Raw genomic sequence first — 24,744 nt, 5'->3', positions numbered from 1 at the left:
GCCAGCAGTGCCGGCTATGAAGGTTGCTGTCCTTGGCGCCGGCGCATGGGGCACCGCCCTTGCCGGCCATCTGGCCGTACGGCACGACACGGTATTGTGGGCGCGTGAGCCCGCGCTCATCGCCGATCTCCGCGCTTCGCACGAAAACGCCCGCTATCTGGCGGGCGTTGCTTTGCCGCCCGCGCTGCGCTACGAGGCGGATCTCAACGCAGCGCTCGAGCACGCGCTCGCCGGCGACGCGTTATGCGTCGTGGCAACGCCCGTGGCCGGACTGCGTAGTCTCTTTCGGGCCATGCGCGATGCGGGCAAAGTGCCGGCGCATGTGGTGTGGCTGTGCAAAGGCTTCGAGGCCGATTCGCAGTTGATGCCGCATCAGGTGGTCGCGGCCGAGCTGCCGGAACATGGCAGCAACGGTGTGCTGTCCGGTCCGAGCTTCGCGCGCGAAGTCGCGCAGGGCTTGCCGGTCGCGTTGACCATCGCGAGTGCTTCGGCGGCGTGCCGGGAGCGCACGGTCGCTGCGTTCCATCACGGCGCCATGCGCATCTATACCGGCGACGACGTCGTCGGCGTGGAAGTGGGCGGCGCGGTGAAAAACGTGCTCGCCATTGCAACGGGCATTGCCGATGGCCTCGGGCTCGGTCTGAACGCGCGCGCGGCATTGATCACGCGCGGCCTCGCTGAAATGTCGCGCCTCGGCGTGACGCTCGGCGGGCGCGCGGAGACGTTCACCGGCTTGACCGGTCTGGGCGATCTGATCCTGACCGCAACCGGCGATCTGTCGCGCAATCGTACGGTCGGCCTGCAACTCGCCGCGGGCCGTACGCTCGACGATATTCTCGGCGGCCTCGGTCATGTGGCCGAAGGGGTGCGTTGTGCGCAAGCGGTCCTCGCGATCGCCCGTGCTCATGCAATCGACATGCCGATCACGCAGGCGGTCTGTGCCGTGCTGTTCGACGGCGTGGCTCCTCGCGACGCCGTCAGCGCCCTGCTGCGGCGCGACTCCAAAGCTGAATAAGCCTTGTCTTTCAGCCGTTTAGCGCGCCAAAGCGCTGAACGGCTGCCCGCTGTCGCTGTCCACGTTTTTATCGACGCTTCGCATCAGCGAGATTGCCATGCTCCGTCTCAATCGTTGCACGCTGGACGAGCGGATGGTGTTCGCCTGTTTCAGCGACACCATGTTCGCGCGCTACGAGGCGGAATTGCAGCGCCGTCAGGCCCCGCCTTCGAAGCCCGTCTGACGCCAGGCCTCGAACACCACGACCGCAACGGTATTCGACAGGTTCAGGCTGCGGTTGCCCGGCCGCATGGGTAGGCGTACGCGCTGCTCGTTAGCGAACTGGTCGAGCACGGAGTCGGGCAGGCCGCGCGTTTCGGCGCCGAACACGAACCAGTCGCCCGACTGAAACGCGTGCTCGTGAAAGCGGCCCGAACCTCGCGTGGTGAAGGCGAACATGCGCGCCGGATCTGGCGATTCCTTGCCGATAAACGCTGCCCAGTCGGCATGCACGTTCATTTGCGCGTACTCGTGATAGTCGAGACCGGCGCGGCGCAGCTTGGCATCGTCGAGCGGGAAGCCGAGCGGTTCGATCAGATGGAGGCGCGCGCCGGTGTTGGCGCACAGACGGATCACGTTGCCGGTGTTCGGCGGGATTTCCGGTTCTACGAGAACGACATTGAACATGGTGAGCTCAGGTTGAGACTAGTTTTTCGGCGTGCGCAGCGCGACGAAGTTGGTGATGCGCCTTGCTCCGGCGGCCTTGAGCGTGCGAGCCAGCGCTTCGAGTGTCGCGCCGGTGGTCATCACGTCGTCGACAATGCCGACGTGCAGACCTTGCACGGATCCGGCGACCTCGAAGGCGCGGCCTACGTTCAGGCGGCGGGCGGCGAGATCGAGCCGCGACTGCGGTGCGGTGTGAATCATTCGATGCAGCAGGGTTGCGTCGCTGCGTACACTGAGCGTGCGAGCCAGTGGCCTCGCGATCTGCCAGGCCTGGTTGTAGCCGCGCTCGATGAGACGTTTTTTGGCAAGCGGCACGGGTGTGACCACATCGGGCCATTCAACCAGCTCTTGCCAGGAATCCCGGGCGAGGCGCGCGAGGCGTTGCCCGAACTCGCGCGCCAGCATCAGCCGGGCGCGGAATTTCAGGCCGACGGCCAGCGTGTCGAGCGGTGCCCGGTAGTCCGCAAGGGCGAACGTGGCGTCGAACGGTGGCGGCTCGCCAATGCAATCCGCACACCGGTATTGCGCGTGGATCGGCGATCGCGTGGTGGATAACGGTACCGCGCAGACAGTGCATCGCAACCGGCCTTCATTCCAGTAGGCCTCGTCGCAACCGGCACAAAGCGTCGCGTGCGACAAATTGCCGCACAACGCGCACAGGTTCGGCAACGCAGCCTGCGCCACCCGCGGCCATGCGGAATTGACAGCACGCGCGAAACGCGCGAACCGGGCGCCGGAAGATGACGAAGTGGGTCGGAGTGGCATGGCTGGACCGCCCGCAAAGGCCTTTCACACTGAATGGAGGGGAGCGAGCGAGTATACTTCGGGCTCTACGCCAGTACGACACTCATGTCCTCAACTTCCGCTCAATCAGGCCGTCCGGCCTATGATTCCCAGCGCCTCCAGCGGATCTTCGACCGCCGCGCGGCGACCTTTGGCGACGTCGCGTTCCTGCCGCGCGAAATCGCGCAGCGCATGCGCGAGCGTCTCGACTACATCAAGGTCACGCCGGCGAGCGTGCTCGACGCCGGTTGCGGGATGGGCGAAGACATCCCTGCTTTGCGCGAGCGCTTTCCCGAGGCGCCGGTGTTCGGCTCCGACCTGTCGCACGGCATGCTCACGCGCGCGCTGCAGCACGATTCGGGTGACACGAGCTGGCGGCGCTTTCTGCCGGCCACGCTCGGCAAAGCGCTCGGCGCCCGCGGGCCGCGCTTCGCGCAAGCCGACTTTTCGGCGCTGCCGTTCGCGGCCGGCGCCTTCGAATTCATCTGGTCCAATCTTGCGCTGCATTGGCACTCGCGGCCCGATCTCGTGTTTCCCGAGTGGCAGCGTGTGCTGAAGGTCAACGGCCTCTTGATGTTCAGCACGCTCGGCCCCGACTCGCTCAAGGAGTTGCGCGGCGCCTACGCCGAAGTCGAAGCCGCGCACGGCGTTGCCTCGCGCAAGCATGTGATCGATTTCGTCGACATGCACGACCTGGGCGACATGCTGGTGGAAAGCGGTTTCGAGATTCCGGTGATGGACCAGGAAGTGCTGACCATTACCTATAAGTCGCCCGAGTCGCTGCTCGCCGACGTGCGCCGCTGGGGCGCCTATCCGTTCGAGCGCGAGGCCTCGTCGGGCGCCGTCGCGCGCAGGCTGCACAAGGCTTTGCTGGCAGCGCTCGAAGCCCGTCGGCGCGCCGACGGCACGATCGCGCTGACCTTCGAGGTGATCTACGGGCACGCATGGAAAGCCGTGCCGCGCACGACTGCCGAAGGTCATGGGATCGTGCGGATCGAGGACATCGGGCGAGGTTCGGCGAGGAATCGTTGAGGAATCAGTGAGGCGGTAAAGAGGACATCTGTTATGTCTGAAATTACCGCTTCAAAAGACGCGCAAAAGCTGCGTCAAAACGGCGCGGAGGCTTGTCACGCCTGGGTTGTGGGCCAATTGACGCTTGCTTGTGGATGCTATGGATCGCGCCTATAATGCGTCAGTTTGTCGCCCGGAGTTCCCACATTTGGGGCGGCAGCCCCGAGGCATAGGGCAGCAAGATAAGATGACGCGGCGGTGATCGGGTGACCGGATTAGCGGTCGCAAGAAATGGCCGCAGGCGGCGATTGGAGACAATCGGCGGGAGGCAGCGATGGAAGCATCAGATCTGCTGGCGGATTCAGAACCGGTTCTCAAAGACTGGACGATGAAACGCAACTGTTCGATATCGCCGCGGCAGTTCGTCTGTTTCTACGTGTCGCTTGCGTTGTTCTCGTTGGCAATTGCATTCATGCTGGTTCTGGTCGGCGCCTGGCTGGTGTTGCCGTTCACCGGTGTCGAATTGCTGGCGGTGGGCATCGCGTTTGCCATATATGCGCGTCATGCTGTGGACTACGAGCGCATCCGGCTGTTTCAGAACCGGCTCGTGGTCGAGCAGGTCAGCGCCGAGCAGCTCACGCAGTTCGAGTTCAATCCGCGCTGGGTGCGGATCGAGGCAGGCGCAACGCCACGTGACCGGATCAAACTGGTCTCACGCGGCCAGACGATCATGATCGGGCAACATCTCGCGCAGTATCGGCGCGCGCAGTTCGCGGGCGAATTGCGTATGTGGCTCACACGTTGTTAGACGTGTTGAGAAGCGCGGCGTTCACGGGGAGCGCGAGGTTACCTGCCAGCGGGGTCGAGGGTTTGAATGGAAATTTTGGGTAAGGAAGCTATGAAAACAATCAAGCGAGCCCTCATGGGCGTGCTGGCGATGAGCGGACTGCTTTTCGCCGGTGCCGCCCTGGCAGTGGGCGATGTTCCGGGCGGCCCTGCCGTCAACGAGATCAATCTCCAGCCGCCTGCGACGAAAATCGCTGAGGAGCTCTTCAGCCTCCACATGTTCATGCTGGTGCTTTGCACGGTGATTTTCGTCGGCGTGTTCGCCGTGATGTTCTATTCGATCTTCGCCCACCGCAAATCGAAAGGCCACAAGGCATCGAATTTCCACGAAAGCACCACCGTCGAAATCATCTGGACGATCGTGCCGTTCATCATCGTCGTGTTGATGGCGCTGCCCGCCACCAAGACCGTCGTGGCAATGAAAGACACCACCAACGCCGACGTCACCATCAAGGTCACGGGCTATCAGTGGAAGTGGGGCTACGACTACGTGAAGGGCCCGGGCGAGGGCATCAACTTCCTGTCCACGCTGACCACGCCGCGTGCGGAAACCGATGGCCGCCAGCCGATTTCCACCACGTACCTGCAGGAAGTGGACAATCCGCTGGTCGTGCCGGTCGACAAGAAAATCCGCATCATCACCACCGCGAACGACGTGGTCCACTCCTGGTACGTGCCGGCCTTCGGCGTGAAGCAGGACGCGATTCCGGGTTTCGTGCGCGATACGTGGTTCAAGGCTGACAAGGTCGGCACGTTCCGGGGCTTCTGTACCGAGTTGTGCGGCAAGGAGCACGCGTTCATGCCGGTGGTAGTCGAAGTGCTGTCCGCCGACGACTACGCGAAGTGGGTCGACACCCAGAAGAAGAAAATGGCCGCAGGCCAGGACGATCCGAACAAGACCTACACGATGGCCGAGCTGATGGAGCGCGGCGGCAAGGTGTACGCGGCGAACTGCGCGGTCTGCCACCAGCCGACCGGCAAGGGCGTAGGCGCATTCCCGGCGCTCGACGGCAGCAAGATCGCCAACGGCGCGATTGCCGAGCACGTCAGTCTGGTGCTGAAGGGCAAGAACGCGATGCCTTCGTGGGCGCCTACGTTGAACGACGTCGAAATCGCATCGGTCGTCACGTACGAACGTAATTCGTGGGGCAACCACACGGGCGACATTCTCCAGCCGAAGCAGGTTGCGGACGCGCGCAACGGCAAGCTGCCGGAAGGTGGCAACCATCTGGCCGACGCAGGCGCGGCTGCGAGCGGCGCTGAGGCGGCTTCGGGCGCCTCGGGTGCGGCAGCGGACAGCGCGGCATCGCCGGCAACACTTCCGGCCAGCATCTACTTCGACACCGGCAAGAGCACGCTGCCGGCCGACGCGAAAGCGGCGGTCGACGCAGCTGCGGCCTATGCGAAAGCACATCCGGACGCGAAATTCACGCTGTCGGGCTTCACCGACGCCACCGGCTCCGCCGACCTCAACGCGAAACTCGCGAAGAGCCGCGCCGAAGCCGTGCGCGACGCGTTGAAAGCAGCCGGCATTGCCGAAGACCATATTATTTTGAAGAAGCCGGAAACGATCACGGGCGGCAGCGACGCGAAAGAAGCCCGGCGTGTTCAGATCAGCCCGGCTGCCTGACGTGTTCATGGTCAGCACCGCAGTATTCGCTTTAGGAGATTGTCATGTCTAGCATCGGACACGATGTAGTCGCGGGCCACGAGCACGTGCACGGCGACCATGCCCACGAAACGCCGCATGGTTGGCGCCGTTGGCTGTTCGCAACCAATCACAAGGACATCGGTACGCTGTACCTGATCTTCTCGTTCACCATGTTCCTCTCCGGGGGCGTGATGGCGCTGATGATCCGTGCCGAACTGTTCGAGCCGGGTCTGCAGATCATGCGTCCCGAGTTCTTCAACCAGTTGACCACCATGCACGGCCTGATCATGGTGTTCGGCGCGATCATGCCGGCTTTCGTCGGCTTCGCGAACTGGATGGTGCCGCTGCAGATCGGCGCATCGGACATGGCTTTCGCCCGCATGAACAACTTCAGCTTCTGGCTCCTGCCGGTGGCGGCTGTTCTGCTGGTCGGTTCGTTCTTCTCGCCGGGCGGCGCGACCGCCGCAGGCTGGACGCTGTACGCGCCGCTGTCCACGCAGATGGGCCCGGGCATGGACTTCGCGATTTTCGCGGTCCACTTGATGGGTGCTTCGTCGATCATGGGCGGGATCAACATCGTCGTGACGATCCTGAACATGCGCGCGCCCGGCCTCACGCTGATGAAGATGCCGATGTTCGTCTGGACGTGGCTGATCACCGCGTACCTGCTGATCGCCGTGATGCCGGTTCTGGCAGGCGCGATCACCATGGTGCTGTTCGATCGCCACTTCGGCACGTCGTTCTTCAATGCGGCAGGCGGCGGCGACCCGGTCATGTACCAGCATATCTTCTGGTTCTTCGGGCACCCCGAGGTGTACATCATGATCTTGCCGGCGTTCGGGATCGTCTCGCAGGTGATTCCGGCGTTCTCGCGCAAGCCGCTGTTCGGCTACAGCTCGATGGTGTACGCAACCTCGTCGATCGCGATTCTGTCGTTCATGGTGTGGGCGCACCACATGTTCGCAACCGGCATGCCGGTGACGGGCCAGTTGTTCTTCATGTACGCCACCATGCTGATCGCCGTGCCGACGGGCGTGAAGGTGTTCAACTGGGTCGCGACGATGTGGCGCGGTTCGCTGAGCTTCGAAACGCCTATGCTGTTCGCAGTCGGCTTCCTGCTGGTGTTCACGTTCGGCGGCCTGTCGGGTCTGATGCTGGCCATGGCGCCGCTCGACATCCAGTATCACGGTACTTATTTCGTGGTGGCGCACTTCCACTACGTGCTGGTGGCGGGCTCGCTCTTCGCGCTGTTCTCCGGCTGGTACTACTGGGCGCCGAAGTGGACCGGCTGGATGTACAACGAAACGCGCGGCAAGATTCACTTCTGGGCGTCGATGTTCTTCTTCAACCTCGCGTTCCTGCCGATGCACTTCGTCGGCCTCGCAGGTATGCCGCGTCGTTATGCTGACTACCCGGCGCAGTTCACCGACTGGAACCAGGTCATCTCGATCGGCGCGTTCGGCTTCGGTCTGGCGCAGGTCTACTTCCTGTTCGCGGTTGCACTGCCGGCCTACCGTGGCGGCGGCGAACTCGAAAAAGCTGGCGACAAGCCGTGGGACGGCGCAACGGGTCTCGAGTGGACCGTGCCGAGCCCGGCTCCGTTCCACACGTTCGAAAACCCGCCGACCGTCGAGTAATCGATAAGTTGGTGAGATTGCCGGCTCGGGCAGCGCAGCAGTTGGTTACCTGAGCCGGCGATCACGAAGGTAGTGGCGGCGTCCGTAGTCACGAAAAGTATTCAGAAAGTCGAGCATGACGCGCAATCCTCAAGAAAGACGTACGCCCGAGCAGATTCGCGCGGGTAACCGGCGGATCGGTTTCGTGATGTTGTTGATCGCCGCGGTCTTTTTCGCGAGCGTCATCATTCATCAGAAGTGGTTCTCCTGACAAAGCGGTTCGAGTCAGTTTGCAGGTTTGTTGAGGATTGAGATGTCGACGCAACCGCCGGCTCAAGCCGACCGCTCTTTTAACCGTTCGATGCTGATCAAGCTGTTCATCGTCGCCTTGATGATGTTCGGTTTCGGCTTCGCGCTGGTGCCGATGTACCGTGCGATCTGCCAGATCACCGGCATCAACAACCTCGTGCAGCGCGATGCCACGGCGCGCGAGGCGAAGAATACGCAGGTCGACATGAGCCGCACGATTTCGATCGAATTCGATGCGAACGCGCGCGGCCCGCTGGGTTTCAAGCCGGAGCAGCGTAGTCTCGACGTGCACCCTGGCGAAGTGACAACGGTGATGTACGAGGTGAGCAACGAACAGGCGCGCACGATTCAGGCGCAAGCCATTCCGAGCTACGCGCCGAAGCAGGCCACCGAGTACTTCAAGAAGATCGAGTGTTTTTGCTTCACGCAGCAAACCTTGACGGCGAATCAGACGAAGCGGATGCCGGTGGTGTTCGTGGTCGATCCGAAGTTGCCGAAGGACGTCAAGACGATCACGTTGTCGTACACGTTTTTTGAATTGAATACGCCGGCGGCGGCTAAGGCCGGAAACGCAGCACCCACGGCCAATACGGCGGCCACCACCGGCAATCCCGCCTGACGGCTCGTGCCGCAGACGAAGGAAGACGAAACAAGATGAGCGATAACGGCGGCAGCCCGCGCAAGAGCAGCTTTGGTCAGTCGATGCGTGCGGTCTTCTGGTCGTTTTTCGGAGTGCGCAAGCGCCGCGATCTGGAGGCAGACGCCACGCAGCTGAACCCGCTGCACGTGATCGCGGCAGCATTGATCTGCGCGGCCATTTTTATCGTGGCGTTGATTCTGATCGTGCGTGCCGTGGTAGGTTGAAGCAGCGGGCGCAGACGTAGCACCGGGCGAAGCAGCGCCCAACAATTAGAGCGAAGCGGTGCGGTATCGACGCGCCGCCGAAGATACAGCCGGAGATTCCGGAACAACTGGACTGAAGTGGAGAATCAAGAATGAGCGGTCAAAACGAGAGCCCGTACTATTTCGTACCGCATCCGTCGCGGCATCCGATCAGCGCCGCCGCCGGGTTGCTGGTCATGCTCGGATCGCTTGCGGCCTGGATCAACGAACATGACTGGGCGCCGATCGGCGTCGTCGCCGGTTTGTTGTGGCTGCTCTTTACGCTGTGGCACTGGTTCGGCGACGCGATCGCCGAGTCGGAAGGCGGCATGTATGGCAAGAATGTCGACAAGTCGTACCGCTGGAGCATGAGCTGGTTCATCTTCTCCGAAGTCATGTTCTTCGGCGCGTTCTTCGGCGCATTGTTCTACGCGCGCGAAATCGCGTTGCATCAATTGGGCAGCCTCGATTACAAGCTGATCTGGCCGGACTTCTCGGCCGTGTGGCCGAACAACGGTCCGGCAGCGCTGGTCTCGACCTTCAAGTCGATGCAACCGTGGCCGGTGCCGACCATCAACACGGCGTTGCTGCTTTCCTCGGGCGCGACGCTGACGGTATCGCACCACGCGTTGCGTGAAAATCATCGCAAGAAGGCGATCGTCTGGCTGGCTGCAACGCTCGTGCTCGGCGTCTGCTTCCTGTTCCTGCAAGGCTTCGAGTACTTCCACGCGTACAACGAACTGAACCTGACGCTGTCGTCGGGCGTGTACGGTTCGACATTCTTCCTGTTGACGGGCTTCCACGGCTTCCACGTGTTCCTCGGCGGCACGATGCTGGCAGTCGTGCTGGTGCGTATGATCCGCGGTCACTTCACGGCGGACCATCACTTCGCGTTCGAAGGCGCGGCCTGGTATTGGCACTTTGTGGACGTCGTGTGGCTCGGGCTGTACGTCGTCGTGTACTGGCTGTAACGCAGTCTGGCCTGCGCCGACCGGCAACCCGGAATGTGCAGGCCGTTCGCGCAACGTCCTTCAGGACGCGGCGCACGAGCAGTATGCAAGGCTTATGCAGCGCCGCCCTCGACCCTGTCAGGGCGGCGTTTTGTTTGGCGGCGTGGGGATTTTTCCGCCGGGCTCAGCGCCCGTAAGGAATGCCGGTCGATTGAATCCAACCCATCCAATGAGCGAACAGGATGAACAGGAATAGCGAGATCGACAGGCCCACCCGCGTGGCGAGCGACCAGACCATCCGCTTGGTTTTGCCCTTGTCATGCATCATGAAGTACAGCGCCGACACCATGCTGGCGATGATCAGGACGAAGGCGATGGGAACGAGAATGTGCATGGAACCAGCTGAAATCAGGAAGCGCAGGGGCAAGACATTTATTATCGCACCGCGCGCCGGCGTTTGCCGCACGTTCCCCATCGCGCCGCGAGTGGTGGTGGAGCGTGCCCGATGAAGATCCGCCTCGTTCCCGCGCTGTTGATTCTGCTGGTGATCGTGGTGATGGTGCGGTTGGGTTTCTGGCAACGTGACCGCGCGCATCAGAAAGAAGCGCTCGAAGCGCACATCACGCAGTTCGAGAACGCGCCCGCCCAACCGGTGAGCGCCGCGCCGGTCGCATTGAAGGACATCGAGTTTCATCGCGTGAAGGCACGCGGCAGTTTCGTCGCGGATAGAGTCGTCTACCTCGATAATCGTCCGTATAACGACCAGCCGGGCTTTTACGTCGTGATGCCTTTTAAACTGGCCGACGGCGGCTACGTGCTGGTCAATCGCGGCTGGCTGCCGCGCAACATGAACAATCGCGAGACCATCGCGCCGTATACGACGCCGCAAGGCGAAATCGAGATCGAAGGCATTGCGCGGGCCGACGCGTCGCGCGCATACGAGTTGGGGCAGGGTGGTTCGGCCGAGCATCAACTGATCCGCCAGAATCTGGACACCGCCGCGTACGCTGCGGAAACCGGTTTGCCGCTGCAGTCGTTCGTGATTCAGCAGTTGAGCGACGACGGCGACAAGCTGGTGCGCGATTGGCCCGCGCCCACCAACGGTGTCGAGCGCAACTATGGCTATATGTTCCAGTGGTGGGGCATGGCGGCCGCGGCGCTCGTCTTCGGCCTTTATGCCGCGCGTCGTGCCGCGAAGAAAGAGCACGCGCCGGGCGTGTAACGCAGCACATGCGGCTTCGTGGCCCGAGCTAGGCCGCGGCGCCGTGCAATCATTGAAAGAGGTCCTGTAGTGTCGACGCAATCTCCCCGTTCGCCGCAAGCCGGCAAACCCGCAGCGCCCAAGCCCATGCCCGGCCAACCCAACGGCAAAGGATCGTGGGAGCGCGGCCGCTGGATTCTGCTGCTGCTGGCGATCATCTGCGCGGCACCGATCGCCGTGTCGTATTTCACGTACTACGTGATCAAGCCGACCGGCGGCAGCACGAGTTACGGCACGCTGGTCGAACCGCAACGCCCGATTCCCGATTCGCTCGTGGTGACGGGCGAAGATGGCAAGCCCATCAAGTTCGCAACGCTGCGCGGCCGCTGGCTGCTGATCTCGGTCGACAACAGCGCGTGCGACAAAGCCTGCGCCACCAAGCTCTACTTCATGCGACAAATCCGCGCAGCTCAGGGCCCGGAACGCGAACGCGTCGTGGAAGTCTGGTTGCGTACCGATGCAGGCAACGTCGCAGACGTGATACAAAAGGCCTACCCCGACACCAACATGATGATCGCCGATCCGGCACAGGTGTCCGCGTGGCTGCCCACTGAGAACGGCACGCAAATCACCGACCACATTTACATGGTCGATCCGAACGGCAATCTGATGATGCGTTTCCCGAAAGATCCGAACCCCAGCAAGATCAAGGGCGACGTGACCAAGCTGCTCAAATGGTCGAGCATCGGCTGATGCCGCAACATAGGTAAGAGAGATGTTCGTACTGCAACTGGCCCTGATCGGCTTGTGTATCGCGTTGTTGCCGCTGTCCTACGTGTGGGTCAAGGCAGACGACAACAAATTCCGTAAGCTGGTCTGGCTCACCACCTTCCTCACGCTCGACCTGGTGATGTTCGGCGGCTTCACGCGGCTCACCGATTCCGGGCTCGGCTGTCCGGACTGGCCGGGCTGCTACGGCACGTCGTCGCCGTTCATCGCGCACGCGGCGATCACGGCCGCGCATCAGGCAATGCCTACCGGACCGGTCAGCATGACGAAGGCGTGGATCGAAATGATCCACCGCTACTTTGCGATGGCGATCGGCGTGCTGATCATCGCGCAGACCATCATCGCGTGGACGGCGCGCGTCAAACGGCGTCCGCTGCATGTGTCGCCATGGTGGCCGACCTCGCTGTTGCTGCTGATTCTGGTGCAAGGCGCGTTCGGCGCGTGGACGGTGACGATGAAGCTGCAGCCGATCATCGTGACGACGCACTTGCTGCTCGGCCTCGCGCTGCTGGGCACGCTCGGCTGGCTGGCCGCGCGGCAGACGCCGTTGCCCGCGTTCGAACCCGAAGCCGCGCGCTGGCGCGCGGCCGCGCTCGCGGGCCTCGTGCTGCTGATCGCGCAAATCGCGCTGGGCGGCTGGGTCAGCACGAACTACGCGGTGCTCGCGTGCACGGATTTCCCGACCTGCAACGGCCAATGGGTTCCTCCCATGGACTTCGCGCACGGCTTCCACCTGTGGCGTGCGCTCGGCATGACCGGCAACGGCGACATGATCACCCAGGACGCGCTGGTGGCGATTCACTGGACGCATCGCACATTCGCGATCGTCGTGGTTGCTTATTTGGTCTGGCTGGCGTTGAAACTACGCCGCTTCGAGTCGCTGCGGCGGCCGGCGAACGGCGTGCTGCTGGTGGTGCTGATCCAGTTCATTACGGGCCTCTCGAACATCGTTCTGCAATGGCCGTTGCCCATTGCGGTGGCGCATAACGGTGGGGCCGCAATCCTGCTGCTTCTGCTCGTTATGTTAAACTTTCGGATCGCTTATAGCCGTCCCGGCCGCGCCGTGTTCCCTGCGCGCGATGCCGCGCCAGCGTGACTCCACATGGACAGCACAACACTTTCCCAAACGCCCGGTAGCCGGGTCTCCCAGTACATCGCCCTGACGAAGCCGCGCGTCACGCAACTCGCCGTGTTCTGCGCTGTCATCGGCATGTTCCTGTCGACGCCCGGCATGGTGCCCTGGACTCCGCTGATCGGCGGCACGGTCGGCATCTGGTTGCTGGCCGGCGCGGCGTTCGCCATCAATTGCCTCGTCGAACAGAAAATCGACGCGAAAATGCGCCGCACTTCGTGGCGGCCGTCCGCGCGCGGTGAAATCACCACCGCGCAGATTCTGCTGTTTTCGGCCGTGCTCGGCGGCCTCGGCATGTGGACGCTCTATACGTTCGCCAATCCGCTCACCATGTGGCTCACGCTGGCCACGTTTGTCGGCTATGCGGTCATCTATACGCTGCTGCTCAAGCCTGCCACGCCGCAGAACATCGTGATCGGCGGCGCCTCGGGCGCCATGCCGCCTGCGCTAGGCTGGGCCGCGGTCACCGGCCACGTGCCGGGCGATGCCTGGATTCTGGTGCTGATCATCTTCGTGTGGACGCCGCCGCATTTCTGGGCGCTTGCACTGTATCGCCGCAAAGACTACGAAAACGCCGGCCTGCCGATGCTGCCGAACACGCACGGCGAGAAGTACACGCGCCTGCATATTCTGCTGTACACGGTGATTCTGTTCGCGGTCACGTTGATGCCCTTCGTCTCCGGCATGAGCGGTGTGGTGTACCTCGTGGCGGCCGTGCTGCTGGGCGCCGTGTTCCTCGCCTACGCGTGGAAGATCTACCGCGAGTACTCGGACGACCTCGCGCGCAAAACCTTCCGCTATTCGATCGTCTACCTGTCGCTGCTGTTCGCCGCGCTGCTGATCGACCACTATGCGCGCGTCGTGATCGGCGCGTAATACCATGCTCAATAACCGCTTCGCGCGTACGGCGCGTGCCGCTGTGATAGCTTGCGCGCTCGGCGGCGCCTTGCTGGTGGCAGGCTGCGGCAAGCAGCCGCCGGCATTCCAGAATCTCGACATCACCGGCAATACGCAGTTTGGGAGCAACTTCTCGTTGCCCGACACGTCCGGGCATCTGCGCAGCATGGCGGACTATAAGGGCAAGGTGGTGGTGCTGTTCTTCGGCTACACGCATTGTCCGGACGTTTGTCCGACCACGATGGCCGAATTGTCGCAAGCGTTGCAGCAACTCGGCCCGGAAGACGCAAAGCGCGTGCAGGTGCTGTTCGTTACCGTGGACCCCGAGCGCGATACGCCGGCTCTACTCGCGCAATACGTGCCGGCGTTCAACTCGACGTTCGTCGGCTTGCGCCCGGCCGATCAGGCGCAACTCACCAAAATCACGAAAGACTTTCGCGTCTACTACGCGAAGGTGCCGGGCAAGACGCCCGATAGCTACACGATGGATCACACGGCAGCAAGCTATGTGTTCGACACGGACGGCAAGCTGCGCCTATTCGCGCGCGACGGCCAGGGCGCAACGCCGTGGGTGCACGATATCAAGCTGCTGCTCGACTGACGCACCGATCCATGGCGGGCGCACGCCACATCGCGCCCGTTTTCAACGCCCCTCGCTTTACTCCTCTCAGGTCGGAATCGGCAGATTCAACCCCGGCGCAAGCCGCGTCGTCTTGAACTCCGTCACCTCGTAACGCGCCAGCTTCTGCTGCGCGAACGGGTCGCTGGCGAGAATCTCATCCAGCTTATCGCGCTCGATGCGCACCGCCAGAATGATGCCGCCGTCGCGCGGCACTTTCGGTCCGGCGGCGACGAACACACCTGCTTCAAACTGCCGCGCCAGAAATGCGCGATGCGCTTCCAATGCGTCGTCGATACGTTCGAGCGATGCGGTGTAGATGAGGTCGATAACGTACATGGTGTCTTCTCGAGCAAGGGAATGCGCCGCCAGAACGCGACCGCAGCTTCGGATTATCGTTCAGGGCACGATTCGTTGCGCGCGATCAACCTGCGTGCAGACCGCCGGACCACGCCGGCGCTCTCCTTACAGCGTCTCTCAAGTTGTCGGTAAATCATGCCGTTATCTCGCTAGCAATCGTTTGCGCGCGACGCGAAACCGTGTGCTTGCGACTGCGAACGAAACACGAATCACACGAAGAGAGACCACAACAATGAGCAGGATGAGTTTGAATCGCAAACTATGGCTGTCGCTTGCGCTCGTCTGGCTGGGACTGCTGGGTGTCGGGCTGTGGAGCGCGGTCGAAACGCGCAGCACGATGCTGGCCGAGCGCAAGGCCGGCATGGTGAATCTGGTCGATGCTGCGCAAGGCATTGTCAGCGGCTATTACGCGCTCTCGCAGAGCGGCAGGATGAGTGCGGCCGATGCGCAGCGCGAAGCGCTCGCCCGCCTTGCGACCATGCGCTACGGCGAGTCCGGCTATCTGTTCGTGATGGATTCGAAGCCGGTGGTGCTGATGCATCCCACGCTGCCGCAAATGACCGGCAAGGCGGTCGGCGACTTCAAGGATCCGGACGGCAAGCTCCTGTACGTGGCGATCGTCGACGCGGCCAAGGCAAGCGGCCGCGGCTTCGCGCAGTATCGCGGGCGCCTGCCGCACACCGAAACCGCCGTGCCGAAACTCAGTTATGTGGTGCGCTTCGCGCCTTGGGACTGGAACATCACGAGCGGCGTGTTCATCAAGGACATCGATACGGCGTACTACCAAACGCTGCTCGGCCACCTCGTCGTCGTACTGGTGATCGGCGCGATCATCTCGCTTGCGATGGTGCTGATCATCCGCAACGTGCGCGCGAGTCTCGGCGGCGAGCCGGACCAGGCGGCGCGGCTCGCGGCGAGTATCGCGCAAGGCGATCTGACCCAAGTGGTCGACGTTCGTCCGCACGACAAGACCAGCATGATGGCGGCCATGCATGAAATGCAGAGCCGTTTGCAGCGGACCATCGGCGAGATTCGTCGCTCGGCGGAATCTATCGCCTCGGCTACGCAGCAGATCGCCGCGGGCAACGGTGATCTGTCGCAGCGCACTGAGCAGCAGGCCGCGTCGCTGCAGGAAACGGCGGCGAGCATGGAAGAACTCACCGCGACGGTCAAGCAGAACGCCGACAACGCGCGGCAGGCGAGCGGACTCGCGCATAACGCGTCCGAAATCGCGACGCGTGGCAACGTCGTGGTGAGCCGCGTGATCGGCACGATGGGCGAGATCAACGACAGCTCGCGGCAGATTGCGGACATCATCGGCGTGATCGAAGGCATTGCATTCCAGACCAACATTCTGGCGTTGAACGCCGCCGTGGAAGCTGCGCGCGCCGGTGAGCAGGGGCGCGGTTTCGCGGTCGTCGCGGGCGAGGTGCGCAGCCTCGCGCAGCGCTCGGGAACGGCGGCCAAGGAGATCAAGCAGTTGATCAGCGCATCGGTCGAGCGCGTGCATAACGGCTCGACGCTCGTGCAGCAGGCCGGCACGACGATGGGCGAGATTCTGCAAGCCGTGCAGCGCGTCACCGACATCATGGGCGAGATCGCGGCCGCTTCCGAAGAGCAGAGCAGCGGTATTTCCCAGGTCGGCCGCGCCGTCACGCAAATGGACGAAGTGACGCAGCAGAACGCGGCGCTGGTCGAACAGGCTGCGGCTGCGGCGGCTTCGTTGCAGGATCAGGCGGGGCGTTTGCGCGACACGGTGAGCGCATTTCGCTTGAGCGGCACGGACGGTGGTTCGCAGAGTTCGGCTGCGCTCGCGGCACGCAGAGTGACGGCTACGACGCACACGGCGGCTGCTCGCGAAGTCAGCGCGGCTGCGCAGTCTGCGCCGGCATCGTCGCGCGCCGAACCGAAGCTGCCGGTGCCAGTGAAAGCGGCTGCGGCGCCGGCTCCGGCACCAACTGCCGCCGTTGCGAGCGCAAAGCCGGTTGGCAAGCCGCGCGCAGCGGCAGAAGCAGCCAAGGCCACGCCGCGCGATGATGAATGGACCACCTTCTGATTTCCATGTGCCGCCGACCGTTTGCCGCTTTCACGCGCTGGCGGTTCAACGCCGTTCGGCGCGCATAACCATATGCGATCGCGGTATTTCCCATCTCGCCGGGCATATGAGACCATTTGAGGTCCAGTTGGCGGCGCATTGCCAGAAGCAATCTTTGCCGCCGGCTTCCACCCGAATCTGACATCGATCAGAACTCGATAAGCCGTCGATGAAATCGTCGGCCAGGTCATTGATTAGAAACAGCGAGAATCACATGCAGCGCAGAAACATCCTCAAAGCCCTCTCGGCAGTCATCGCCGGTGCGGCGATCGTTACCAGCTTCGGCGCGCACGCCGACGACAAAGTGATCAAGGTCGGCACGATCGGCGGCCCGGATGCGCAAATCTGGGAAGTCGTCACGAAAGTGGCGAAGCGCGAAGGCCTCAACGTGAAGGTCGTCGAATTCAACGACTACGTGCAGCCGAACGCCGCACTCGACGCAGGCGATCTCGACGCGAACAGCTTCCAGCATCAGCCGTACCTCGATAGCCAGATCAAGCAGCGCGGCTACAAGATCGTCAGCGCCGGTCTCACCTACATCTCGCCGCTCGGCATCTACTCGAAGAAGCTGAAGTCGCTGAAGGACCTGCCGCAAGGCGCGAAGGTCGCGGTGCCGAACGATCCGTCGAACGAAAATCGCGCGCTGCTGTTGCTGCAAACGCAAGGCGTGATCAAGCTGAAGGCCGGTGCGGGCGCGAACGGCAATAACGCGACGGCGCTCGACGTTGCCGAGAATCCGAAGAAGATCAAGCTGGTCGAACTCGATGCCGCGCAACTGCCGCGCTCGCTGTCGGACGTCGATGCCGCCGCGATCAACACGAACTTCGCGCTGGCCGCCGGCCTGCAACCGACCAAAGATGCGATCGCGCTCGAAGACGTGCATAGCCCGTACGCGAACCTGATTGCCGTGCGCACGCAGGACAAGGACAAGCCGTGGGTGAAGAAGCTGGTTGCCGCGTATCAGTCGGAAGACGTGCGCCAGTTCATCAAGACGCAGTTCAAGGGTTCGGTGGTGCCGTCGTTTTAAGAGCGACGCGTTCTACAGTTCCAGTTCCCATCGCTCGATCGTCAGATCCTTGCCAAAGCGGCACTCAGCCGCCGCGCTGGCAAGCCTGAAACCGGCGCGCTCGCACAGGCGCCGCGGTTGTTCCAGCGAGGTGGCCGTTGTTAGCGTGAGCTTCGTGTAGCCCGCGCGCCGCGCGAAACGCACGCATTCGCTCAGCAATTGGGTGCCTACGCCGAGGCGCTGCACGTCGGGCTCGACCCATAAGAGCCGCACACCCGCCACCGTCGTCGACACCCCGACGACACAGACCGAGCCGACCACGACCCCTTCCTGATCGGCGACCCAGCACATCTCCCGCACCGGATCGTTGCGTTGCGTGTAATCGGCGACGACCCGCGCGAGCAATCCTTCGAACGACTGATTCCAGCCGTATTGCGCGGCGAACCACTGCGCCTGCCGATGCACGAGCCAGCCGCATTCACCCGGGCGCGGCGGGCGGAGCATCACGAGTTCATGCTTTGGCTCCTTACCGAGCAGCCGTTCGATGATTTTCATCGCGGCGATCAACTGCTCCTGGGAAAGCGCCGGGAGGCCTGCTAGCAATACAGACACTTCTTCGATCGCCGCGGTATCGAGCGGCGCGTAGGCGGCGTGGCCGCTGTCGGTGAGGGCGATCAGCGACTGGCGCGCGTCCGTTTCAGACGGGCGGCGCGTGATCAGATTGCGCCGTTCGAAACTGGTCAACAGGCGGCTGAGATACCCGCTGTCGAGACCGAGCGCACGCCCGAGCACCGAGGCTGTTTGCGCACGTCCGCGGTAGAGTTCGTGCAACACGCGCACCTCGGTCAGAGAGAACGCGCTCTTTGCCAGGTGCTCGTGGAGTGCGCCAATGTGCTGGGTGTAGAAGCGGTTGAAATGGCGGACGGCCTGAGCGCGCCGCAGCGCCTCGGAATCGGTCAAATGCTGCTCCCCGGGGGAATGTTATGGCTTGCTTCCCAGCACTATATTGGAACGCCTCTCTTTTGCAAAAGCCATACCGGTAAAGGGTTGATTGAACTGGTATTAAAAAGGTATCGATCAGGGTTCTATTTCTTACGCGGAAAAGACCGCGCTCCGGCCACCCAGCCGCCTTCCCACGCTCGGATACGGGTAAGTCCTGGGCTCCAGAAACCGCGTTCCAACTGCTCCTCAGATCCCTTCCGGCCTTATCCGGCAAGGCTTTGCGCCTCGTCATGCCAGTATAGAACCAGTCGATTGACTGGTATTATGTTGGTTATATAATGGGCTCTCATTTTTCGTAGGCCTACCTTTCCGCGTCGGCCGCCGGAGTCCCATGGAAACTCGCTGGTCCGCACTGATGCCTGACGCCCGCAACGTCACGCCGCTCTATTTGCAGCTCGCGCGCAATCTCGCGACGGCGATTCATTGCGGCGTGTGGTCAGCGGGTGAGGCGCTGCCCTCGGAGCGCACGCTCTCGGACGCGATCGGCGTGTCGCGCATTACGGCGCGCAAGGCGATCGAGTTGCTGGTCGAGCAAGGCTTGATCCGGCGCGCTCGTGGCGCGGGCAGTTTCATCACGCCGCGCGTCGAAGATCCACTCTCGCGTCTCACCGGTTTTACGAAGAAGATGCAGCAGCGCGGCTTCCGGCCAGATTCGGTGTGGCTCGAGCGCGATATGCGCGCCGCCAACCGCGAAGAGCTGGTGCATCTCGGACTCTCGCCAGGCGCGGCGGTGGCGAGTCTGCGGCGCTTGCGGCGCGCGGACGGCATTGTCATGGCGGTCGAGCATTCCGCGCTGCCGGCCGCCATCGTGCCCGACCCGCAAGCCGTCGGCGACTCGCTTTACAGCTATCTAGAACATCGTGGCGCGGCCGTGGTGCGCGCCTTGCAGCACTTTCGCGCGGTCAACGCGTCGAGCGAGATCGCCGCGTTGATGGATATCGAACCGCGCTCGGCGCTGCTGGTCATTACCCGTATCGGCTATAGCGCCGATCAGCGCGCGATCGAGCTGACCGACACCTATTGCCGCGATGATTACTACGACTTTGTCGCTGAATTGCGCACCTGAGCGGCTCGACTGAGCCACGCGCGAAGTCCGCGAGTCCAGGAGCACGGCCGCCGTCAGGCCTCATTCAGTCACGCCCCGTATCACGCCTTACCAGAGAGACTCATGCTGACCGGAAACATACTCACCACCGATGGGTGGATTCACGGCACGCTCGAATTCGAAAACGGCCGCATCACGGCGCTCGCCGGCGAACGTGTCGACCCGTCGACCAACGACGCGCCCTACATCCTGCCTGGCTTCATCGATCTGCACGTGCATGGAGGCGGCGGCGCCGACGTGATGGAAGGCGACAACGCGATCGAAACCATCACCCGCACGCATGCGCGTTACGGCACGACGAGCCTGCTCGCCACCACCATGACCGCGCCGCGCGATGAACTGATGAGCGTCGTCGCGGGTCTGGGCAACAACGCGCGGATTCGCACGCCCGGCGGCGCGCGCGTGCTCGGCGTGCATCTGGAAGGGCCGTACATCAATCCCGGCAAGCTCGGCGCGCAACCGGACGCGGCGGTCTCGGCGGTGATGGACGAAGTGCTGAAGTATCTGTCCATCGCACCGATTCGCGTGGTCACGCTGGCGCCGGAAATTGCCGGCCACATGGAGATCATCTCCGAGATGGCGGCGCGCGGCGTGCGTGTGCAGTTGGGCCATTCGCTCGGCACCTACGACGACGCCGTCGCCGCGCTCAAGCACGGCGCCTGCGGCTTCACGCACCTGTTCAACGCGATGTCACCGCTGCACCATCGCAATCCCGGCCTCGTCGGCGCGGCGCTCGCGCACGCCGAGTTCGCCGAAATCATTCCCGATCTGCTGCACGTCCATCCTGGTGCGATCCGCGCGGCATTGCGCGCGATTCCGCGTCTCTATGTGGTGACGGACAGCACCTCGGCCACCGGCATGCCCGACGGCGAATATCGCCTCGGCAGCCAGCATGTGACGAAGTGCCTCGGCGGCGTGCGTCTCGCCGACGGCACGCTCGCCGGCAGCACCCTGACCATGGATCAGGCGCTGCGCAATCTCGTGTCGATCGGCTTGCCGATCGCCGATGTATCGAACCGTTTGTCGCGCTACGCCGCCGACTACCTGGGCATCGAGGACCGCGGCCGCATCGCGCGCGGTGCGTGGGCCGACGTGGTCGTGTTCGATCGTGAACTGGCGTTGAGCGCGACTTACGTCGAAGGAGAAGCAATTGTCGAATATGCTTAAAGAGGCGCTGGCGTCTGCTGAAACGGTCGCTGCGCAACTCACGGATACCTCGCGCGTCGAGGCCCTCGCGGCAAAGCTTGCACAGCAGCCGCGCCATGTCGCGCTGACGGTCGCGCGCGGCAGCTCGGACCATGCGGCGAGTTACTTCGCATGCCTGACGATGAGCCGACTCGGCGTGCCGGTCGCCTCGCTGCCGATGTCGGTCGCGACGCTCCAGCAAGCGCCGCTGCAGGTGCGCGATCAGCTCGCGCTGGCGTTCTCGCAATCGGGCAAGAGCCCGGATCTGGTCGGCACGATGGAAGCATTGCGCCAGGCAGGCGCGTTGACCGTCGCCGCCGTGAACGTGTCGGGCTCACCCTTGGCCGATGCGTGCGAATTCGAGTTGCCGCTCGAAGCCGGTCCGGAACTGAGCGTTGCGGCCACCAAGAGCTACATCGCCATGCTGTCGATTTCCGCGCAACTCGTCGCGCATTGGCAGAAAGACGCCGAACTGCTCGCGGCGTTGAAGACACTCCCCGAAGCCCTGCGAGCCGCGGGCAAGCTCGACTGGTCGAATGCCGTGGAGGAATTGCGCGGCGTGGAGCGCATGATCGTGATCGGCCGCGGTCTGGGTCTGGCCATCGCGCAGGAAGCCGCGCTGAAACTGAAGGAAACCTCCGGCATTCAGGCCGAAGCGTTTTCGAGTGCGGAAGTGCGTCACGGTCCGATGGAACTGATCGACCGCGACTACCCGCTGCTGGTCTTCGCACCGCGCGGTCCGGAACAGGCGGGCTTGCTGCAACTCGCTCGCGACATGAACGCGCGCGGCGCCCGTGTCCTGCTCGCGGCGCCGGCCGACGTGCCGGAAGCCACGCTGCCTCTCGCTACCACTGCTCATGCGGCGCTCGATCCGATCGCCGCGATCCTGTCCTTTTACGTGATGGCCGCCGGCCTTGCCGCCGCGCGCGGGCGCAATCCCGATGCGCCGCGCCATCTCAACAAAGTCACCGAAACTCACTGACGACAAATCAGATGCGACGTGTCGAGGAGTCCCGCTTGATGAGCCATTCTGAAGGCCATATTGTTTTGCTCGCGCCGATGACCGGTCCGGTCGTGCCGCTCGCGAACGTGCCCGACCCTGTGTTTTCGGGCGGTATGTTCGGCGACGGTATCGGTATTGATCCGCTCGAGGGCCGACTCGTCGCGCCGTGCGACGGCACGGTGACGCATCTCGCGCGCACCGGTCACGCAGTGACGCTGGCCACTGCCGAAGGTGTCGAGATTTTGCTGCACATCGGTATCGACACGGTCGCGCTGAACGGCAAGGGCTTTGCGCCGATGGTCGCGCAAGGCGCTCACGTGCGCGCCGGCGACGTGCTGATCGAGTTCGATCAGGATCAGGTCGCGCTCAATGCGCCGAGCCTCGTGTCGGTGGTGGCGATTGCCAATTCCGACGCGTTCGAGATCGTCGAGCGCGTGCAAGGCGGCCTGCTGAAAGCCGGTGAAACGCCGCTGCTGGTGCTGCGCGCGCGCAGTGGCGCGGCGGCCGAGGCGTCACGCCAGGCTGGTGTGACGAACGTGGCGGAAGAAGCCCGTCAGCAAGTCACGCTGGTCCACGCAGGCGGTCTGCATGCACGTCCGGCGGCGCGGGCCCGTGAAGCGGCGCGCGGTTTCGACGCACGCGTCGAAGTGCGTTACGAAGGGCGCAAGGCGGCGATCGAAAGCGTGGTGGGTTTGCTCGGACTCGGCGCGGGTGAAGGCGCGACCGTCGAGTTGCTCGGCGTCGGCCCGCAAGCGAGAGCCGCGATCGAAGCCATTGCTCACGAACTGACGCGCGAAGCGCATGGCGAAGTCGAAGATAAACCGGCACGCCAAAGTTCGCCGGCGCCGCAAGCCGTGGTGCGTCCGGCGGGCGAAGCGCTCGCTCCGAATACGCTCGCCGGCGTGTGCGCCGCACCGGGCATCGCGGTCGGCAAACTGGTGCGCTGGGACGACGCGGACATCGATCCGCCGGAGAAGGCGACAGGTACGTCCGCTGCGGAGAGCCGCCTGCTCGACAAGGCGATTGCCACCGTCGATGCGGACCTCGGCACGACCGTGCGTGACGCATCGCAGCGCGGCGCGGTCGGCGAAGCGGGCATTTTCGCGGTACACCGCGTGCTGCTCGAAGATCCCACGCTGCTCGACGCGGCGCGCGATCTGATCAGCCTCGGCAAGAGCGCCGGCTTTGCATGGCGCGAAGCGATCCGTGCGCAGATCGCCATCCTTTCGAAAATCGAAGACGCGTTGCTCGCGGAGCGTGCTGCCGACCTGCGCGACATCGAGAAGCGCGTGCTGCGCGCGCTCGGTTATACGAACGCCGCGGCGCGCACGTTGCCGGAAGAAGCCGTGCTCGCGGCGGAAGAGTTCACGCCTTCCGATCTCTCGACGCTGGATCGCTCGCGCGTTACCGCGCTGGTGATGGCGCGCGGCGGCGCGACTTCGCACGCGGCGATTCTCGCGCGTCAGGCGGGCATTCCCGCACTGGTGGCAGTCGGCGACGCATTGCATGCGATTCCCGAAGGCACGCAAGTGGTGGTGAACGCCACGACCGGCCGCCTCGAATTCGCGCCGACCGGGCTCGACGTTGAACGCGCACGTCTGGAACGCACCCGTCTCGCCGGTGTGCGCGAAGCCAATCGCCGCACCTCGCAGCAAGCCGCCGTCACGTCCGATGGCCGCGCGATCGAAGTGGCCGCGAACATCGCCACGCTCGACGACGCGAAGACCGCCGTCGAAAACGGCGCCGATTCCGTCGGCCTGTTGCGCACCGAACTGCTGTTCATTCACCGCGCCGCTGCGCCGACCACGGACGAACATCGTCAGAGCTACCAGGCAATCGTCGACGCGTTGAGCGGTCGCACCGCGATCATCCGCACGCTGGATGTCGGCGCGGATAAGGAAGTCGACTATCTGACGCTGCCGCCCGAGCCGAATCCCGCGCTCGGCTTGCGCGGCATCCGCCTCGCGCAAGTGCGCCCGGACCTGCTCGACGACCAGTTGCGTGGTCTGCTCGCGGTGCAGCCTCTCGGCGCCGTGCGCATCCTGCTGCCGATGGTGACCGATGTCGGCGAATTGATCCGGATCCGCAAACGCATCGACGAATTCGCTCGCGAATCGGGCCGCACGGAGCCAATCGAAGTCGGCGTGATGATCGAAGTGCCGTCGGCGGCGCTGCTTGCCGATCAACTCGCGCAACACGCGGATTTCCTCTCGATCGGCACCAACGATCTGACGCAATACACGCTCGCCATGGATCGTTGCCAGGCCGACCTCGCCGCCCAGGCGGACGGCTTGCATCCGGCTGTGCTGCGGTTGATCGCAGCCACCGTGCAAGGTGCCGACAAGCACGGCAAATGGGTCGGTGTGTGCGGCGCGCTTGCGGGCGATCCGCTCGCCATGCCGCTGCTTATCGGCCTTGGCGTGACCGAGCTTTCGGTGGACCCGGTGTCGGTGCCGGGCATCAAGGCGCGCGTGCGCAACCTCGATTATCAGCTGTGCCGTCAACGCGCGCAGGATGCTCTCGCGCTCGAATCGGCGCAGGCGGTAAGGGCAGCAAGTCGCGAAACCTGGCCTTTGGACTGA

Annotated in this window: 26 protein-coding genes; 21 read left to right on the top strand and 5 right to left on the bottom strand. The window is 63.6% G+C overall.

All coding sequences use genetic code 11. The annotated features are described in order from the left end of the window. Positions 1 to 16: 16 nt before the first annotated feature. Positions 17 to 1,015 (top strand): NAD(P)H-dependent glycerol-3-phosphate dehydrogenase, encoded by a 999-nt coding sequence (locus BLW71_RS14125; RefSeq protein ID WP_091796866.1) that lies wholly within the window; start codon positions 17 to 19, stop codon positions 1,013 to 1,015. A 97-nt stretch (positions 1,016 to 1,112) separates the two neighbouring features. Next, complete coding sequence (locus BLW71_RS14120; RefSeq protein ID WP_286161996.1) at positions 1,113 to 1,238, top strand: hypothetical protein; 126 nt, start codon at positions 1,113 to 1,115, stop codon at positions 1,236 to 1,238. On the opposite strand, the gene trmL is transcribed toward BLW71_RS14120, so the two are convergent. Then, on the bottom strand, positions 1,211 to 1,681 hold the full coding sequence (gene trmL, locus BLW71_RS14115; protein ID WP_091796865.1) for a tRNA (uridine(34)/cytosine(34)/5-carboxymethylaminomethyluridine(34)-2'-O)-methyltransferase TrmL: 471 nt from the start codon (positions 1,679 to 1,681) through the stop codon (positions 1,211 to 1,213). The two genes, BLW71_RS14120 and trmL, sit on opposite strands and share 28 nt — an antisense overlap. Positions 1,682 to 1,699: 18 nt before the next feature. After that, complete coding sequence (locus BLW71_RS14110; protein ID WP_091796864.1) at positions 1,700 to 2,485, bottom strand: ComF family protein; 786 nt, start codon at positions 2,483 to 2,485, stop codon at positions 1,700 to 1,702. Positions 2,486 to 2,569: 84 nt separating this feature from the next. On the opposite strand from BLW71_RS14110, the gene BLW71_RS14105 reads away from it, so the two are divergent. The 8 genes from BLW71_RS14105 (at position 2,570) to BLW71_RS14070 (ending at position 9,789) form a co-directional block, all read left to right on the top strand. Beyond that, positions 2,570 to 3,535 (top strand): methyltransferase domain-containing protein, encoded by a 966-nt coding sequence (locus tag BLW71_RS14105; RefSeq protein WP_091796863.1) that lies wholly within the window; start codon positions 2,570 to 2,572, stop codon positions 3,533 to 3,535. Positions 3,536 to 3,848: 313 nt separating this feature from the next. Further along, positions 3,849 to 4,322, top strand: coding sequence for a DUF2244 domain-containing protein (locus BLW71_RS14100; RefSeq protein WP_091796862.1), 474 nt, complete (start codon positions 3,849 to 3,851; stop codon positions 4,320 to 4,322). 66 nt (positions 4,323 to 4,388) lie between these two features. Continuing rightward, positions 4,389 to 5,990 carry a cytochrome c oxidase subunit II gene (gene coxB, locus BLW71_RS14095; RefSeq protein WP_091796861.1) on the top strand — a complete coding sequence of 534 codons (1,602 nt, stop codon included), beginning with the start codon at positions 4,389 to 4,391 and terminating at the stop codon, positions 5,988 to 5,990. Between the two features lie 44 nt (positions 5,991 to 6,034). Beyond that, a complete protein-coding gene (gene ctaD, locus BLW71_RS14090) occupies positions 6,035 to 7,648 on the top strand; it encodes a cytochrome c oxidase subunit I (protein ID WP_091796860.1) in 1,614 nt (537 codons plus the stop codon). Between the two features lie 115 nt (positions 7,649 to 7,763). Then, positions 7,764 to 7,898 (top strand): cytochrome oxidase small assembly protein, encoded by a 135-nt coding sequence (locus BLW71_RS42020; protein WP_091796859.1) that lies wholly within the window; start codon positions 7,764 to 7,766, stop codon positions 7,896 to 7,898. A 42-nt stretch (positions 7,899 to 7,940) separates the two neighbouring features. Beyond that, positions 7,941 to 8,555: a cytochrome c oxidase assembly protein gene (locus tag BLW71_RS14080; protein ID WP_091796858.1), complete on the top strand. Its 615-nt coding sequence runs from the start codon at positions 7,941 to 7,943 to the stop codon at positions 8,553 to 8,555. A gap of 35 nt (positions 8,556 to 8,590) precedes the next feature. Then, positions 8,591 to 8,800 carry a DUF2970 domain-containing protein gene (locus BLW71_RS14075; protein WP_091796857.1) on the top strand — a complete coding sequence of 70 codons (210 nt, stop codon included), beginning with the start codon at positions 8,591 to 8,593 and terminating at the stop codon, positions 8,798 to 8,800. Between the two features lie 131 nt (positions 8,801 to 8,931). Next, positions 8,932 to 9,789 carry a cytochrome c oxidase subunit 3 gene (locus tag BLW71_RS14070; protein ID WP_091796856.1) on the top strand — a complete coding sequence of 286 codons (858 nt, stop codon included), beginning with the start codon at positions 8,932 to 8,934 and terminating at the stop codon, positions 9,787 to 9,789. Between the two features lie 163 nt (positions 9,790 to 9,952). Here the strand turns inward: BLW71_RS14070 and BLW71_RS14065 are convergent, their stop codons facing one another. Next, on the bottom strand, positions 9,953 to 10,162 hold the full coding sequence (locus BLW71_RS14065; protein ID WP_007179452.1) for a twin transmembrane helix small protein: 210 nt from the start codon (positions 10,160 to 10,162) through the stop codon (positions 9,953 to 9,955). Between the two features lie 111 nt (positions 10,163 to 10,273). Here BLW71_RS14065 and BLW71_RS14060 point away from each other — a divergent pair, with 111 nt between their 5' ends. The 5 genes from BLW71_RS14060 (at position 10,274) to BLW71_RS14040 (ending at position 14,388) form a co-directional block, all read left to right on the top strand. Next, on the top strand, positions 10,274 to 10,990 hold the full coding sequence (locus BLW71_RS14060) for an SURF1 family protein (protein ID WP_091796855.1): 717 nt from the start codon (positions 10,274 to 10,276) through the stop codon (positions 10,988 to 10,990). 69 nt (positions 10,991 to 11,059) lie between these two features. Further along, positions 11,060 to 11,722, top strand: a complete 663-nt coding sequence (locus BLW71_RS14055) for an SCO family protein (protein WP_091796854.1) — start codon at positions 11,060 to 11,062, stop codon at positions 11,720 to 11,722. Positions 11,723 to 11,744: 22 nt separating this feature from the next. Continuing rightward, complete coding sequence (locus BLW71_RS14050) at positions 11,745 to 12,854, top strand: COX15/CtaA family protein (RefSeq protein WP_091796853.1); 1,110 nt, start codon at positions 11,745 to 11,747, stop codon at positions 12,852 to 12,854. 6 nt (positions 12,855 to 12,860) lie between these two features. Beyond that, a complete protein-coding gene (gene cyoE / locus BLW71_RS14045) occupies positions 12,861 to 13,766 on the top strand; it encodes a heme o synthase (RefSeq protein WP_091796852.1) in 906 nt (301 codons plus the stop codon). 4 nt (positions 13,767 to 13,770) lie between these two features. Beyond that, entirely contained in the window at positions 13,771 to 14,388 is a 618-nt protein-coding gene (locus BLW71_RS14040) for an SCO family protein (protein WP_091796851.1), read from the top strand. 66 nt (positions 14,389 to 14,454) lie between these two features. Here the strand turns inward: BLW71_RS14040 and BLW71_RS14035 are convergent, their stop codons facing one another. Further along, complete coding sequence (locus BLW71_RS14035) at positions 14,455 to 14,745, bottom strand: YciI family protein (RefSeq protein ID WP_091796850.1); 291 nt, start codon at positions 14,743 to 14,745, stop codon at positions 14,455 to 14,457. A 253-nt stretch (positions 14,746 to 14,998) separates the two neighbouring features. Between BLW71_RS14035 and BLW71_RS14030 the strand changes: the two genes are divergently transcribed. After that, positions 14,999 to 16,822, top strand: coding sequence for a methyl-accepting chemotaxis protein (locus BLW71_RS14030; RefSeq protein ID WP_091796849.1), 1,824 nt, complete (start codon positions 14,999 to 15,001; stop codon positions 16,820 to 16,822). 253 nt (positions 16,823 to 17,075) lie between these two features. Further along, positions 17,076 to 17,888 (top strand): MetQ/NlpA family ABC transporter substrate-binding protein, encoded by an 813-nt coding sequence (locus BLW71_RS14025; RefSeq protein ID WP_091796848.1) that lies wholly within the window; start codon positions 17,076 to 17,078, stop codon positions 17,886 to 17,888. Between the two features lie 12 nt (positions 17,889 to 17,900). On the opposite strand, the gene BLW71_RS14020 is transcribed toward BLW71_RS14025, so the two are convergent. Continuing rightward, on the bottom strand, positions 17,901 to 18,827 hold the full coding sequence (locus BLW71_RS14020; protein WP_091796847.1) for a bifunctional helix-turn-helix transcriptional regulator/GNAT family N-acetyltransferase: 927 nt from the start codon (positions 18,825 to 18,827) through the stop codon (positions 17,901 to 17,903). Positions 18,828 to 19,200: 373 nt separating this feature from the next. On the opposite strand from BLW71_RS14020, the gene BLW71_RS14015 reads away from it, so the two are divergent. From BLW71_RS14015 to ptsP, 4 genes are all read left to right on the top strand, one after another. Then, complete coding sequence (locus BLW71_RS14015) at positions 19,201 to 19,935, top strand: GntR family transcriptional regulator (RefSeq protein WP_091796846.1); 735 nt, start codon at positions 19,201 to 19,203, stop codon at positions 19,933 to 19,935. A 102-nt stretch (positions 19,936 to 20,037) separates the two neighbouring features. Beyond that, positions 20,038 to 21,141, top strand: a complete 1,104-nt coding sequence (gene nagA / locus BLW71_RS14010) for an N-acetylglucosamine-6-phosphate deacetylase (RefSeq protein ID WP_091796845.1) — start codon at positions 20,038 to 20,040, stop codon at positions 21,139 to 21,141. After that, a complete protein-coding gene (locus BLW71_RS14005; RefSeq protein WP_091796844.1) occupies positions 21,134 to 22,141 on the top strand; it encodes an SIS domain-containing protein in 1,008 nt (335 codons plus the stop codon). Before nagA ends, BLW71_RS14005 begins: the two co-directional genes overlap by 8 nt. Positions 22,142 to 22,179: 38 nt before the next feature. Then, positions 22,180 to 24,744: a phosphoenolpyruvate--protein phosphotransferase gene (ptsP, locus tag BLW71_RS14000; protein WP_177205035.1), complete on the top strand. Its 2,565-nt coding sequence runs from the start codon at positions 22,180 to 22,182 to the stop codon at positions 24,742 to 24,744.

Origin of the sequence: Burkholderia sp. WP9, from assembly GCF_900104795.1 — a bacterium.
Lineage (GTDB): Bacteria > Pseudomonadota > Gammaproteobacteria > Burkholderiales > Burkholderiaceae > Paraburkholderia.
Note: the sequence above shows the minus strand (reverse complement) of the source record. Positions and strands in the feature narration are given on the sequence as shown.

Excerpts from the sequence above, each read along its gene's own strand:
- BLW71_RS14125 (WP_091796866.1), top strand. The coding sequence starts at position 17 with ATGAAGGTTGCTGTCCTTGGCGCCGGCGCATGGGGCACCGCCCTTGCC.
- BLW71_RS14120 (WP_286161996.1), top strand. The coding sequence starts at position 1,113 with ATGCTCCGTCTCAATCGTTGCACGCTGGACGAGCGGATGGTGTTCGCC.
- trmL (WP_091796865.1), bottom strand. The coding sequence starts at position 1,681 with ATGTTCAATGTCGTTCTCGTAGAACCGGAAATCCCGCCGAACACCGGC.
- BLW71_RS14110 (WP_091796864.1), bottom strand. The coding sequence starts at position 2,485 with ATGCCACTCCGACCCACTTCGTCATCTTCCGGCGCCCGGTTCGCGCGT.
- BLW71_RS14105 (WP_091796863.1), top strand. The coding sequence starts at position 2,570 with ATGTCCTCAACTTCCGCTCAATCAGGCCGTCCGGCCTATGATTCCCAG.
- BLW71_RS14100 (WP_091796862.1), top strand. The coding sequence starts at position 3,849 with ATGGAAGCATCAGATCTGCTGGCGGATTCAGAACCGGTTCTCAAAGAC.
- coxB (WP_091796861.1), top strand. The coding sequence starts at position 4,389 with ATGGAAATTTTGGGTAAGGAAGCTATGAAAACAATCAAGCGAGCCCTC.
- ctaD (WP_091796860.1), top strand. The coding sequence starts at position 6,035 with ATGTCTAGCATCGGACACGATGTAGTCGCGGGCCACGAGCACGTGCAC.
- BLW71_RS42020 (WP_091796859.1), top strand. The coding sequence starts at position 7,764 with ATGACGCGCAATCCTCAAGAAAGACGTACGCCCGAGCAGATTCGCGCG.
- BLW71_RS14080 (WP_091796858.1), top strand. The coding sequence starts at position 7,941 with ATGTCGACGCAACCGCCGGCTCAAGCCGACCGCTCTTTTAACCGTTCG.
- BLW71_RS14075 (WP_091796857.1), top strand. The coding sequence starts at position 8,591 with ATGAGCGATAACGGCGGCAGCCCGCGCAAGAGCAGCTTTGGTCAGTCG.
- BLW71_RS14070 (WP_091796856.1), top strand. The coding sequence starts at position 8,932 with ATGAGCGGTCAAAACGAGAGCCCGTACTATTTCGTACCGCATCCGTCG.
- BLW71_RS14065 (WP_007179452.1), bottom strand. The coding sequence starts at position 10,162 with ATGCACATTCTCGTTCCCATCGCCTTCGTCCTGATCATCGCCAGCATG.
- BLW71_RS14060 (WP_091796855.1), top strand. The coding sequence starts at position 10,274 with ATGAAGATCCGCCTCGTTCCCGCGCTGTTGATTCTGCTGGTGATCGTG.
- BLW71_RS14050 (WP_091796853.1), top strand. The coding sequence starts at position 11,745 with ATGTTCGTACTGCAACTGGCCCTGATCGGCTTGTGTATCGCGTTGTTG.
- cyoE (WP_091796852.1), top strand. The coding sequence starts at position 12,861 with ATGGACAGCACAACACTTTCCCAAACGCCCGGTAGCCGGGTCTCCCAG.
- BLW71_RS14040 (WP_091796851.1), top strand. The coding sequence starts at position 13,771 with ATGCTCAATAACCGCTTCGCGCGTACGGCGCGTGCCGCTGTGATAGCT.
- BLW71_RS14035 (WP_091796850.1), bottom strand. The coding sequence starts at position 14,745 with ATGTACGTTATCGACCTCATCTACACCGCATCGCTCGAACGTATCGAC.
- BLW71_RS14030 (WP_091796849.1), top strand. The coding sequence starts at position 14,999 with ATGAGCAGGATGAGTTTGAATCGCAAACTATGGCTGTCGCTTGCGCTC.
- BLW71_RS14025 (WP_091796848.1), top strand. The coding sequence starts at position 17,076 with ATGCAGCGCAGAAACATCCTCAAAGCCCTCTCGGCAGTCATCGCCGGT.
- BLW71_RS14015 (WP_091796846.1), top strand. The coding sequence starts at position 19,201 with ATGGAAACTCGCTGGTCCGCACTGATGCCTGACGCCCGCAACGTCACG.
- nagA (WP_091796845.1), top strand. The coding sequence starts at position 20,038 with ATGCTGACCGGAAACATACTCACCACCGATGGGTGGATTCACGGCACG.
- BLW71_RS14005 (WP_091796844.1), top strand. The coding sequence starts at position 21,134 with ATGCTTAAAGAGGCGCTGGCGTCTGCTGAAACGGTCGCTGCGCAACTC.
- ptsP (WP_177205035.1), top strand. The coding sequence starts at position 22,180 with ATGAGCCATTCTGAAGGCCATATTGTTTTGCTCGCGCCGATGACCGGT.